Annotated in this window: 9 protein-coding genes; 4 read left to right on the forward strand and 5 right to left on the reverse strand. The window is 70.5% G+C overall.

What is annotated here, in order from left to right:
* Positions 1-3: 3 nt before the first annotated feature.
* On the reverse strand, positions 4-1,338 hold the full coding sequence (locus ACZ7PG_RS21440) for an LVIVD repeat-containing protein (RefSeq protein ID WP_470240853.1): 1,335 nt from the start codon (positions 1,336-1,338) through the stop codon (positions 4-6).
* A gap of 96 nt (positions 1,339-1,434) precedes the next feature.
* Here ACZ7PG_RS21440 and ACZ7PG_RS21445 point away from each other — a divergent pair, with 96 nt between their 5' ends.
* Together ACZ7PG_RS21445 and ACZ7PG_RS21450 are read left to right on the forward strand one after the other, a co-directional pair.
* Entirely contained in the window at positions 1,435-2,886 is a 1,452-nt protein-coding gene (locus tag ACZ7PG_RS21445; RefSeq protein WP_470240854.1) for a peptide ABC transporter substrate-binding protein, read from the forward strand.
* A complete protein-coding gene (locus tag ACZ7PG_RS21450; protein WP_470240855.1) occupies positions 2,883-3,464 on the forward strand; it encodes a nucleotidyltransferase domain-containing protein in 582 nt (193 codons plus the stop codon). The genes ACZ7PG_RS21445 and ACZ7PG_RS21450 overlap by 4 nt, the downstream gene beginning before the upstream one ends.
* Here ACZ7PG_RS21450 and ACZ7PG_RS21455 read toward each other — a convergent pair.
* On the reverse strand, positions 3,461-4,339 hold the full coding sequence (locus tag ACZ7PG_RS21455; RefSeq protein WP_470240856.1) for a LysR family transcriptional regulator: 879 nt from the start codon (positions 4,337-4,339) through the stop codon (positions 3,461-3,463). The genes ACZ7PG_RS21450 and ACZ7PG_RS21455 overlap by 4 nt on opposite strands.
* Positions 4,340-4,410: 71 nt before the next feature.
* On the opposite strand from ACZ7PG_RS21455, the gene ACZ7PG_RS21460 reads away from it, so the two are divergent.
* Positions 4,411-5,409, forward strand: coding sequence for an SDR family oxidoreductase (locus ACZ7PG_RS21460; RefSeq protein WP_470240857.1), 999 nt, complete (start codon positions 4,411-4,413; stop codon positions 5,407-5,409).
* Here the strand turns inward: ACZ7PG_RS21460 and ACZ7PG_RS21465 are convergent.
* Together ACZ7PG_RS21465 and ACZ7PG_RS21470 are read right to left on the reverse strand one after the other, a co-directional pair.
* Complete coding sequence (locus tag ACZ7PG_RS21465; protein ID WP_470240858.1) at positions 5,406-8,396, reverse strand: NACHT domain-containing protein; 2,991 nt, start codon at positions 8,394-8,396, stop codon at positions 5,406-5,408. The two genes, ACZ7PG_RS21460 and ACZ7PG_RS21465, sit on opposite strands and share 4 nt — an antisense overlap.
* 100 nt (positions 8,397-8,496) lie before the next feature.
* Positions 8,497-9,231, reverse strand: a complete 735-nt coding sequence (locus ACZ7PG_RS21470) for an SDR family oxidoreductase (protein ID WP_470240859.1) — start codon at positions 9,229-9,231, stop codon at positions 8,497-8,499.
* Between the two features lie 21 nt (positions 9,232-9,252).
* On the opposite strand from ACZ7PG_RS21470, the gene ACZ7PG_RS21475 reads away from it, so the two are divergent.
* Complete coding sequence (locus ACZ7PG_RS21475) at positions 9,253-9,882, forward strand: class I SAM-dependent methyltransferase (protein WP_470240860.1); 630 nt, start codon at positions 9,253-9,255, stop codon at positions 9,880-9,882.
* A gap of 34 nt (positions 9,883-9,916) precedes the next feature.
* Here ACZ7PG_RS21475 and ACZ7PG_RS21480 read toward each other — a convergent pair whose 3' ends face one another.
* Positions 9,917-11,818: a S8 family serine peptidase gene (locus ACZ7PG_RS21480; protein WP_470240861.1), complete on the reverse strand. Its 1,902-nt coding sequence runs from the start codon at positions 11,816-11,818 to the stop codon at positions 9,917-9,919.
* Positions 11,819-11,934 lie beyond the last annotated feature (116 nt).

The following is an 11,934-nucleotide window of genomic DNA, read 5'->3' on the forward strand; positions in this document are numbered from 1 at the left end:
GCCCTACTTCGTGAGCTGCAGGACGTCGATGCCGCGGACGTTGTCGGCCACGTAGACGTACTTGCCGTGCCAGTACGGCGCCCACGCGCTCGCGTCACCCGGGCGGTAGTACGCGATCTGGCGCGGGTTCGTCGGGTCGCTGACGTCGAGGAACCGGGTGCCCTGCGCGTAGAACGACTGCACCAGGATCTTGCCGCGGACGTCGAAGTAGTGCGCGGAGCAGTCGTCCGACGCCGGGTCGCTGCCCTCCTGGCCGTTGACGCCCCACGTGCCGACGCTCTGCAGGCGGAACGGCTGCTCGGGCGTCGAACGCCAGCCTTCGCCGTGGTAGGAGCCCTTCAGCGACGAGATCGTCAGGACGCCGTCGCCCGCGCAGCCGTCGACGAAGTTCTCCTCCGTCGCGTAGATCAGGTCCTGGCCGCGCCACGCGCCGTCGCCGGCGCGGTTCCCGGCCGGGTGGAAGCTGTTGTGCATGAACCGCGAGGGCGCCGCGGTCTCGGCGATGCCACCACCGGCGTACGGCACCGGCTCGTGCGCCGTCGCGCGGCGGATCCGGCCGGTCAGCGGGTCTCGGTGAATCCCGGAAGTCCAGTAGCCGCGCACGCCGCCGCGGCCGGACACCCAGGCCACGCCGTCGCCGTCGACCTGGACGTCGTGCACGTAGTCGGTCTTGCCGTCGTTGCGCGCCAGCTCGATCGGCTGCGGGTTCACCTTGGGGTGGCGCGGGTCGCGGACGTCGGTGACCCAGATCGGGCGGCCGCCCCAGTCGGCCGGCTGGTCATCGGCCTTCGCCGGGCCGCCGGTCCACAGGTACCGGCAGCCGTCGACGCAGCTGGTCGTGTGCCCGGCCGGGACCTTCGTGTAGCTCAGGATCGCCGGGGCCTCGGGCTTCGAGACGTCGACGACGTAGATGCCGGACTCGCCGGTGTGCGTGGTGCCGCCGAACGCGCGCGGGTCGCGGGACAGGAACACCAGCTTGCGGGCCTGGTCGACCTCGGTGTCCTCGGTCTCCCACAGCCCCGGCAGGCTGACCTGCCCGACCAGCTTCGGCGCGGCCGGGTTCTTCGTCAGGTCGTAGACCTTCAGCCCGAACTCGCCGGAGACGACCATGACGTCGCGGCGGCCGTAGTCGAGGAAGTTGACCGAGATGGCGCCGGCGGCGTCCGGCACGTTGCCGACGGCTTTGACGTTCTTGATCGCCCCCGGGTCACCCAGGGTGCGGGTGGCGGGAACTGCGGGTTTGTCGTCTTCGCCGCAGGCGGCGGCCGGAAGCCCGGTCGCGACCAGCGTGGCGCTGACGGTGACGGCGGCGAAACACGACCGGAGCCAGGTGCGCACGAAACCTCCCAGAACGCGTGATCCCGGGGAACGGTACGACGGAGATCAACCGGACACAACCGCCTTTGGTTGCCTCCTGACTGGTAGGACTGGCGCATGCGCTTGCTCGTCCTGCTCGCCTCGCTCGTCACGGTGGCCCTCGCCGTCACGGGCTGTTCCGATTCCGACGCCGCCCGGCCCGGCGTCCTGTCCGCCGGCATCCGCGAGCCCGCGACGCTGCTGCCCGCCGACGTCACCGACCAGGCCGGCCGGCTGGTGACCGGGGCGCTGTGGACCCCGCTCGCCGACTACGACGCGGCGACCGGGAAGCTCACGCCGCGCGCGGCCGAGTCGATCGAGAGCACCGACCGGGTGCACTGGACGGTCAAGCTGCGGCCGGCGACGTTCCACGACGGCACCCCGGTCACCGCTCAGTCCTATGTGGACACCTGGAAGGCGATTGCGGCTTCACAATGGGCATCCGCGCCGGTGCTGACGAAGTTGTTGCGCGCCCGTGAGATCCGGGCGTCCACTCCGGACACGATCACGCTCGCCTTGGATCGCCCGTCCGGCCAGGTGCCGGCCTTGCTCTCGGCGCCGGGCCTGGTGCCGCTGCCCGCGTCGGTACTCACGTCGCACGACTGGAAGGGCTTCGCCGCGGCACCCGTCGGGAACGGCCCGTACCGGCTCGACGGCGCGTGGCGGCCCGGCTCCGGCGGCACGCTGAAGCGAGTCGGTTCCGGGCAGGCCGAGGAGATCGAGCTGCGCGTCGGCGATCCGACGGCCCAGTACGACGCGGTCAAGGCGGGCACCCTCGACCTCGCCACCGAGGTCCCCGGCGAGAAGCACGACGCCATGCACGGCGACTTCGGCGAAGACCACCACGCGACCTGGGCGCTGCCGCGGGCCGGCTACCTGGCGTTCCCGGTGGCGAACCCCCGCTTCGCCGACGCGACGGTCCGTCACGGCTTCGCACTGGGCGTCGACCGCGCGGCCCTCGAGGCCGGCCCACTGGCCCACCAGGTCGACCCGGCCAAGGCCCTGCTGCCCCCGGCGGACGCACCCGGCGAGCGATCGGGCACGTGCCGGCCGTGCAGCTTCGATGCGGCGGCGGGCAAGGCCCTCCTGCGGCAGGCAGCCTTCCCCGGCGGCGCGACCGTCTACTTCGGACCTTCGACCGAGGCCTGGACGCGGACGCTGGTCGTCGGCCTGCACAAGTCGTTGGACATTTCAGTGACCGCGCAACCCTTGTCCGGCCCGCCGGACGGACCGTCCACACTGGACGTCTCACTGGCCACCGCGAGCCCGTACGAACTGCTGTCGACGCTGGCCGCGGAGTCGGGGTACACCGACGAGGTGTTCCGCCAGAACCTGGCACTCGCGGACGCGGCGGCGACGCCGGAGGAGTCGGGCGAGCTGTACCGGCTGGCGGAGAACCAGCTGCTGCGCGACCTCCCGGTGGCCCCGCTGTGGTCGGGCCACGGCCACGCGGTCTGGGCACCCCGCGTCCACGACGTCCTGACGACGCCGTTCACCGGCCCGGTGCTGGCCGGAATCGGGGTCTCGTGACCTGGGACCCGGCGCCGCTGCCCGAGGTCGTCGAGCTGTTCTCGCGCCTCCGCGCGCCCTGGTGGATCGCGGGCGGCTACGCGATCGAGCTCGCGGTCGGGCACGCGTTCCGCAACCACGGCGACGTCGACGTCCTGCTCCTCCGGCGCGACCAGCTCGCGGTCCAGGAGGCACTGACGACGTGGGAGTGGTGGGCTGCGGACCCGCCCGGCACGCTCCGGCCGTGGCGGCGCGGCGAGCTGCTGCCGCCGGGCGTCGACGACATCTGGTGCCGCCCGTCGGCGTCGGCGCCGTGGCGGATCCAGGTCATGCTCGACGAGACCGAAGGCGACTCGTGGATCTCTCGCCGGGACCCGGCCGTGCGGCGGGCCGTCACCGAGCTGGGCGCGGTCACGGCGGGCGGAATCCCCTACCTGGCACCGGAAGTCCAGCTTTTCGCCAAGGCCCGGCACCCCCGCCCCAAGGACGAGCTGGACTTCTTGGCGGCGCTGCCGGTCCTGGACGACTCCCAGCGGCAGTGGCTCGCGGACGCACTCGGGCGCACGTACGGCTCGCACGCCTGGCTCGACCGGCTTTAGACCACGGCGTGCTCGACCAGGGTGTCGATGAACGCCGTGGTCAGCGGGTCCGGCGCGGCCCGCGTGTAGGCCGCCAACGTCCGGCGCACCGATGTCGAAGGCCGCAAGACTCGCCCCTCGAACCTCGCCGGCAGGACGTTCGCCGGAACCAGCGCCGGCCCCAGACCCGCCGCCGCGAGAGTGGGAGCCGCCGCCGTCTGCTCGGTGCGGACCGCCGCTCGCGGGCGGAACCCGGCCGCCGCGCAGGCCGCGTCGACCAGCTCCGCCAGGCCGTTGCCCGGCGCGTAGTGCACCCACGCGCAGTCCGCCAGCGTCGCGAGGTCGACCTCACCGGTCGCGTCGTCCTCCGAAGCACCGTCCGCCGGGAGCACCACCACGAACTCCTCGACCCCCAGCTCGCGCACCGGCCCCGGCCAAGGTGACGGCAGCGGGCCGAGCGCGACGTCGGCCTCGCCCGCGGCCATCGCGTCACGCAGCTCGTCGGCGTGCCGGAACTCGAGCAGCCGGACGTCGACGCCGGGCCGGTCGCGCCGCCACACGCGCAACGCCGGTGGCAGCACGCCGAGGCTCATCGAGTAGACCGTCGCGACCTGCAGCTCCCCCGCCGTCGTGCCGGACGCGAGGCGGGCGGCGCAGCGCGCGCGTTCGGCGTCGGCCAGCGCCGCCCGCGCGTGCGGCAGCATCGCCCGGCCCATCGGCGTGAGCCGCACGCCGCGGGGCAGCCGTTCCAGCAGCGGCCCGCCGAGGCCCTGTTCGAGGGCCCGCATCTGGTGCGACAACGCGGGCTGCGTCACGTGGAGCTGCTCGGCCGCGCGCGTGAACGAGCCGGTGTCGACCACCGTGACCAGGTACTCGAGCTGCCGCAGGCTTGTCATGAACTCAACTTATCGCAACGGTGAGAACTAAGCCTTGGACTTATCACGAGCGCGCGACCAGCCTGGAAGACATGGAACGCAAGACAGCCCTGGTCGCCGGGGCGAACGGGATCATCGGCCGGAACCTCGTCGAGCACCTGCGAGCGGACGGGCGCTGGGACGTCATCGGGCTCTCCCGCCGCGGTGGTCTCGCCGTCGACCTGCTCGACGCCGCCGACACGCGGGCGAAGGTCGGCGCGCTGACCGGGGTCACGCACCTCTTCTACGCGGCGTACCAGGACCGGCCGACGTGGGCCGAGCTGGTCCCGCCGAACCTGGCGATGCTGACGAACCTCGTCGAGGCCCTGGACCCGGCCGCGCTCGAGCACGTCAGCCTGATGCAGGGCTACAAGGTCTACGGCGCGCACCTCGGCCCGTTCAAGACGCCGGCACGCGAGACCGACGCCGGGCACATGCCGCCGGAGTTCAACGTCGACCAGCAGCGGTTCCTGGAGCGGCGAGGGGGTTCGTGGTCGGCGATCCGGCCGTCGGTGGTCGGCGGCACGGCGTTGGGCAACCCGATGAACCTCGCGCTGGTGATCGCGGTGTACGCGTCGATCTCGAAGGAGCTCGGCCTGCCGCTGCGGTTCCCGGGCAAGCCCGGCGCGTACGACAGCCTGCTGGAGATGACGGACGCGGGCCTGCTGGCCGACGCGACGATCTGGGCGACGGACCAGGAGGGCGCGTTCAACATAGCGAACGGCGACCTGTTCCGCTGGCGCGAGCTGTGGCCGAAACTGGCGGCGTACTTCGACCTCGAAGTCGCACCCCCGCTGCAGATGTCCCTTGTGGACGTCATGGCCGACAAAGCTCCACTGTGGACTTCGATGGCCGCTCACCACGGCCTGTCGGCGTCCTACGCGGACGTGTCGGCCTCGTGGGGCTTCGGCGACTTCGTGTTCGGCTGGGACTACGACATGTTCGCGGACACGTCGAAGTCACGCCGCGCGGGGTTCCACGGGTACGTGGAGACGGAGCAGATGTTCTACCGGCTCTTCGACGAGTTCCGGAAGGCGCGGGTGATCCCCTAGCCGGTCACGTCCCGGCCGGAGATCACCGTCGACCGGACGCGAATGATGCTTTCGTCAAGCTTGCGCAGCTCACGGAACGGATTGGCAATCCTCCGGTCGCGTCGCATGACGATCCAGTGAAGCGCGGCGGTGACGGTGGCCAGGGTGATCGCCGCGGTGAGCAGCATCGGCAGGCCGATCCAGCCGATGAAAGTCACCACCGCGAGCACCGCGGCGCCCGGAATCGAAACTCCAAAACCGACCAGAGCCGTCAGTATCGTCAGATCCTCGCCGTCACCACTGGGCGACAAGGCATCGAGCAAATTGTCAAGTCGGTCCAATTCTCCCGCCAGCCCAAACAATCCGAAGCCGACGAAGGTGAGCGCCACGCCGATCGTCGTAGCCCAGCCGAGCCACTGCAGCCCCCACGGCCACCACCCGAACGCTGTTCCGGTCGCTCTGGTCACCCCGGTCACATACGGAACCAGCAGGAGGATCGTGAGGGCGGTCCGGGCCGACGGCCGGAGGACGACCGGCTCGTGCGGGTCCTCTGTCACCGCCTTCCACTGGTTCTCCGTCACGCGGAAACCGGCCCGGCCGAACCGGTACACCAGATCCAGAAGGATCGGGGTCGGCAGAGTGCCCAGCAGAGCACGGTGGTTCGGGAGCACCTGGGCGTCGTCGAGGACGAGGTCCACCCCTGTCCGCGCTTCGTCCGGGTACTCCAAGTAGAGCCTGCTGAGCGCCATTCCGTTGCTCAGGTGGTCGCGGGTCGCGAAACCGACCGAGTCGCCGATGTCCCGGATGCGCTGATCGAGCGGCTCATGGTCGACCGGAGTGTAGGTTCGCGACGCGCCGAGCACCCCGATCGGCAGCGCCAGCCGTGGATCGATCCGGCCAAGATCGAGTGGTATATCGTAAAGCGGGCTGGAGTTGTCGATCAAGAACCCGATTCGGCCCATGATTTCGTTGATCGCCCGCGGCCCGTCCCGGTTGAACGGCACCCAGAGCCAGTCGTGGCGCGGTTCCGCTGCTGTTCCGCGCTCGGCGCGGTACAGCTCTTCCTCGATGTCCGGGTTGTTCACCAGCGCCGCCAAACGCCAAGCAGCAGTGAAGGACACCTGGGTCTGGTCGCCCAGCAGGTCGACGAGCGCCAGGGCCGCGGCCGCGGTGCCGACCGCGGCGATGTCGTCGACCGCGGCCCTTGACCCCGCCTTCGCACGCTCGGCGAGCACCGGGATCGCCAGCTCACCGGTCGAACGCAATGCCATCCGAGCCGCGGGGACGTCGTCGGCCAGATCGCTGAGCGTCTCGACCGCGAAACGCAATCGGGACGCGGCCAGCGCCTCGATCGCCAGTTCGTCGTGCTCCCGCGCCGCTCGGGTGAGCCGGGCCAGCAGCGCCGCGCCCCGAGGTCCGGGATCCGCGGCAACCGTGCCGAGCGCCGCCACCACCAGGTGGTCGGCGGCCTCGCCCTGCCCGAGCGTCGCCTCGAAGTGGTCCAACACCTTGCCGGCGAGGTCTTCGTCGATCTGGCGGGCCTCCGCCAGGCACTCAAGAGCCAGCAGCTTGTCCCGGTCGTCCCCCGCGAAGATCTGCTCGACGACCGGAGTGCAGTCGCGGTTCGCACCACCGCACCACAGCTTCACCGTCTCGCGCCAGCGGTGGGGGTTGCCAGCGTAGAGGTGCAGCAGCCGCTCCGGGCTGTCCGCCAGCTCCATGGCGGCGAGGTACTCCTGCAGCGTCAGGTGCGGGAACTCATAGAGCAGGTTCCCCTCGTCCACCTTGACCAGCAGCCCACTGCGGTCGACGATCTCTTCGAGCATTCCGGCGGCGTGCTTCGCCTCCAGGTTGAACCGGCCGAGCACCCGCGTGATGTTCGTGAGGAGCTCGCTTTCGGACACGGTCCGGCGGTCCGTCCCGGGCGCGATGGCCCCCTGCGCCTGGACCGCGATGGCCCGCAACGCCATCAGCTTGTGCCCGGCCTTGTAGATCGCGAGCTCGCGGCTGCGGCCGAGCTGGGAGTCGCGCCGCAGCAGGTGCATCACGGCCATCTCGTAGAACTCGGTGCGTGAGTTCGGCAGCATCGGGCCGAGCCCGGGGTCCGCGTCGTGCAGCGACGCGATCATGGTGAGCAGCAACGGGGTCCTGGCCAGCCGCATGATGGCCGGGCTGGCCCGCAAGCCGGACATCATCTGCTCGACCTCGTACCGCGCGTCGTCCAAGTGCTTCGACTTGAACCAGAGTCCCAGGAACCGGCGGATGGCCGCGTCGTCGAAGCCGGCCACCCGGACGTCCTGCTCGAAGTCCGGCTGCAGGTCGAAATCGTAGACCGCGTCGCGGCAGGTGACGACGATCTGACACTTCGGCCATTTTTCGGCGAACTGCTTCAGCTGTTGTGACACTTCTACTTTGCGGTCCGTCACGATTTCGTCGAAGCCGTCGAAGAAGACGCTCAGGAGACCGTCCGCCAACGCCCGTTCGAGAAAACGGTCCGGCTTCTTCACCCCGCCGCGCGTGAACGCATCGGCGATCAGGTCGAGGAGCGAGTCTTCCCCGCGATTGCGGCGGAAGAGCTCGACGAAGACGGGGACGCGGTCGAAGGCCCCCGGCTCGTTCGCCCATTTGACCATGGAGTTCTTCAACAGCATGGATTTGCCGGCACCGGCAGCGCCGAGCACGACCATCCTGGACTTGGTGCGGATGCTGCCGTAGATGTCCTCGCGACGACCGTCGACCTCGTGCTGGAGGGGAACGTAGACATCGCTGACCGTGATCTTGGTGTTGGCGAGGAAACCGAGGGCGTGATTGTTGTAGCTCTCCGCGACACCACCCGCATACCGTCGCAGGTCACGTTTTCCGAGGGTACGGCGGCGACTGTGGAGCACGCGTGGCCAGAACTGCTGACCGAGGTGCTTCGCTCCTTCACCGAGAAATTGCTTGACCAAAAATGTGGCGGCCGCGAAAAATATCGCCAGAACGGCAGCTAAAGTCCATTGCGTCGGCACGGCTCGACCCTTGTGCTCGGTTTCTGCGGATTTCCGGTTTACCAACCGATCCGCCCGGCCGTCGACCGCCGGATACCGAGTTCACCTGAATGTCGGAGTTCTAGCCGCGGCCGATGAACGGCATGGTCGTCGCGGTGACGGTGAGGAACTGGACGTTGGCGTCCAGCGGCAGCGAAGCCATGTACCGCACCGCGTCGGCCACGTACCGGACGTCGAACGTCGGCTCGGCCACGATCCGGCCGTCGGCCTGCGGGATGCCCGCCGCCATCCGCTCGGTCATCTCGGTGGCCGCGTTGCCGATGTCGATCTGCCCGCACGCGACGTTCCACGCGCGGCCGTCCAGCGAGATCGAGCGGGTGAGGCCGGTGATCGCGTGCTTGGTCGCGGTGTAGGCGACGCTGGCGGGCCGCGGGACGTGGGCGGAGATCGAGCCGTTGTTGACGATCCGGCCGCCACGCGGGGCCTGGTCCTTCATCAGCCGGACGGCCTGCTGCGCGCAGAGGAACATCCCGGTGAGGTTGACGTCGACGGTCCGTTTCCAGTCCTCGACGGACAGATCGGCCACGGTCCCCGCGGCGCCGATCCCGGCGTTGTTGACGAGCAGGTCGAGCCGTCCCCACCGCTCGCGAACCGCGGCGAACAACTCGGCGACGGAGTCTTCCCGCGCCACATCGGTGGGCACGACGAGCGCGCCTTCGAAGCCCGCGGCGGTTTCCTCGAGAGCGGCAGCGCGCCGGCCGGCGAGGGCGACCGACCAGCCGTCCTCGAGAAGGGCCCGCGCCACCGCCCGCCCGATGCCCGAGCCGGCCCCGGTCACCACTGCCGTCTTCGCCATCACGCCTCCTAGACTGCCCACATGGGACTTCGCGAGCGCTTCCAGGCCGGGCTGGCCCGGCAACTCGGCCACCCTAGCGGCCTGCGCGGACGTCTGGTCGGGTCGGCGCTCAACCGCCGGAACCGGGAAGCGGTCGTGAAAGCGGTCGCAGCGCTGGAGCTGTCGGACGGCGGAACGGCACTGGACATCGGCTTCGGCGGCGGGCTGGGTCTTTCCTTGCTCCTGGGGAAAGCCGGCAAGGTGCACGGCGTCGAGGTCTCGGCGACGATGCTCGAGCGGGCACGCGGGACGTTCCGCGGGGAGATCGCCGCGGGCAGGCTGGTGCTGAGCGAGGGACCGATGACGGCACTGCCACTCGACGACGATTCCGTGGACGCGATCGTCACGACGAACACGGTCTACTTCGTCGACGACCTCGCCGCGGCGTTCGCCGAGATCGCCCGGGTGCTCGCGCCGGGCGGGCGCTTCGTGCTGGGCGTCGGCGATCCGGACCTGATGGGCCGCGCGCGGATGCTGACCGAGAACGGCTTCCGCATCCGGCCCCTGCCCGAGCTGGAGGCGGCGCTGACCTCGGCCGGGCTGAGTGTCGTCCGGCACGACCGGTTCGCCCACAGCGGCCTGGGCTTCCACCTGCTGGTCAGCGGCGAATAGCGGGGCCCGGCGCACGCCGGACCCCGCCACGAACCTACTTCGCCGCCACGCCCAGCGCCGCGAGGGCCGGGCCGGCCATGATCACGCCGTTGCCCGTCACCGTGTCGAAGCCGGGCGTGCCCAGGTCGATCGCCGACGACACCAGTACCGAGCGGATCTGGGCCGGGGTCGCCGTCGGCTTGCCCGACAGCAACAGCGCCGCGATCGCCGCCGCGTGCGGGGCCGCCGCCGACGTCCCGTAGAACGGCTGGAAGCCCGTCACCGACGTCGCCACGCCGTCGGCCGCCGTGATGTCCGGCTTGCTGCGGGTCGTGCCGCCCGTCGAGGACACGTTGCCGGCCGTGATCGCCGTGCCGTCCGCGTTGTAGAACAGGTGGCGCTTGCCGTCGGAGGAGAAGCGCTCCCACTTGCTCGCCGCGGTGAACTGGCCCGGGTACGGGCCCGCCGGGTTGGCCGGGTCACCGGTCTCCAGCGGCCGCGTGAACGCCGGGCCGGCCGGGGCCGCCGCCACGCTGAACGCGTTCGCCGCCGCCGAGTGGCCGTTCGTGACTCCGTTGGTGCTGAACGCCTTCAGCGAACCCGAAGCCACGAACCGGCCGCGGATCACGTTGAGCGCGATGAACCGGTCCGCGCCGCTGTACTTGACCACCGCGACCTTGTAGCCGGAGCCCGTGGAAGGCACCGAAGCGATCTCGTACGGGTTCTGCGAGCCGGACTGGCCGTTCTCGCTCGACGCCACGACGCTGCCGGCCGAGTTCAGGATGAACAGGTCGTAGTCGTTGGCGGACTTGCCCCACGGGTCGGACCAGAACAGCGTCACCGGCTTGCCGAGCGAGCCGGCCGAAAGCGCGTCGAAGTTCTGCGTCGTGGCGCTCGGGTCGAAGTCGTGCGGGGTGCCGGTGACGCCGCTGATCTTCGACGACGAGGCGCGGAAGTCGCCTTCGTAGTAGCCGCTGGTGCCGTCGGTCGCGTTGCCCGAGTTGCCGGCCGAGGAGAAGTACAGGACGCCGGCCGCGGTGACCTCGTTGACCGCCTGCGCGACCTGCGTGTCCTGGAACGGCGACTCGTCGAAGTAGGCGACGTCGTCGACGATGATCGTGCAGTGGCCGGTGGTGCGCAGCGCGCGGATGTTCGCGGCGAAGCTGGCTTCGCTCGTGAACGCGGTCGCGAAGCCGAGGGCGGCGTTCGGCGCGAGGTCGTGGACGATCTCCAGCATCGCGGTGCCTTCGTCGCCGCTGCCCTTCTGGCCGGACAGGACGTCCACCGCGGGCAGCTCGCCGGCGCTCTGCGACTTCGCGAGCGAGTCGACGCCGTCGGAGAGCACGCAGACCTTGACGCCGGAACCGCTGACGCCGTAGGTGGTGCGGGCGGTGTCGGCGCCGTGCGCCTTGTCGCCTTCGGACACCTGGGTCGCGGCGGCGGCCTGCGCGGCGGCGACGCGGAAGTCGCGGTTGCCCTGCTCGCTCCAGGTCGTCGCCTGCGCGGCCGGCTTGATCTCGGCAACGTCGGCGCGGCCGGCGATCGCGTCCACGGCGGACAGCGGGAGGTCGGCGCGGACACCATCGGGTGAGGCGAAGCGGACGGTGCCGCCCGCGGCCTTGACCGCGTTCGCGACGGCCTGGTCACGGGTGGCGGTGATCTCGACGGAGACGGTGCCGGCGGTGCTGACGCCGAGGCCGGAGCGGTAGTCGGGCAGCTTCGCGGCCAGGGAGCGGTCGGACCGCAACCGCTTCTCGACGACCAGTTGGCTCGATTGCTTGCGCTCGGCGGGAGTCAGGCTCTTCTTGATGCTCTGGAGCGCGTTGATGCCCGCCTCGGTGCGCGCGGTCGCCGCGTCCACCGTGGACGGCTGCGCCACCGAAACCCCCGTCGTCAGCAGCAACGCACCGACCGTCAGCGGAACCGCGTGCGCGGCGACCCGGCTGAATCTCACCATCGATTTCTCCCTGCGCTACTCGGTCACTCGACCGAATGACACCCGACCGGGTGTAATGGGGAGAATCTAAGGAGTGACCGGACGGGGAACCAGCGACCAAAGTCGGGAACGTCCGT

This window comes from Amycolatopsis sp. NPDC114504 (genome assembly GCF_055633595.1).

Bases quoted from the DNA above. Each gene is read 5' to 3' on its own strand.
- ACZ7PG_RS21470 (WP_470240859.1), bottom strand. From the start codon at position 9,231: ATGGCGAAGACGGCAGTGGTGACCGGGGCCGGCTCGGGCATCGGGCGG.
- ACZ7PG_RS21455 (WP_470240856.1), bottom strand. From the start codon at position 4,339: ATGACAAGCCTGCGGCAGCTCGAGTACCTGGTCACGGTGGTCGACACC.
- ACZ7PG_RS21475 (WP_470240860.1), top strand. From the start codon at position 9,253: ATGGGACTTCGCGAGCGCTTCCAGGCCGGGCTGGCCCGGCAACTCGGC.
- ACZ7PG_RS21460 (WP_470240857.1), top strand. From the start codon at position 4,411: ATGGAACGCAAGACAGCCCTGGTCGCCGGGGCGAACGGGATCATCGGC.
- ACZ7PG_RS21480 (WP_470240861.1), bottom strand. From the start codon at position 11,818: ATGGTGAGATTCAGCCGGGTCGCCGCGCACGCGGTTCCGCTGACGGTC.
- ACZ7PG_RS21445 (WP_470240854.1), top strand. From the start codon at position 1,435: ATGCGCTTGCTCGTCCTGCTCGCCTCGCTCGTCACGGTGGCCCTCGCC.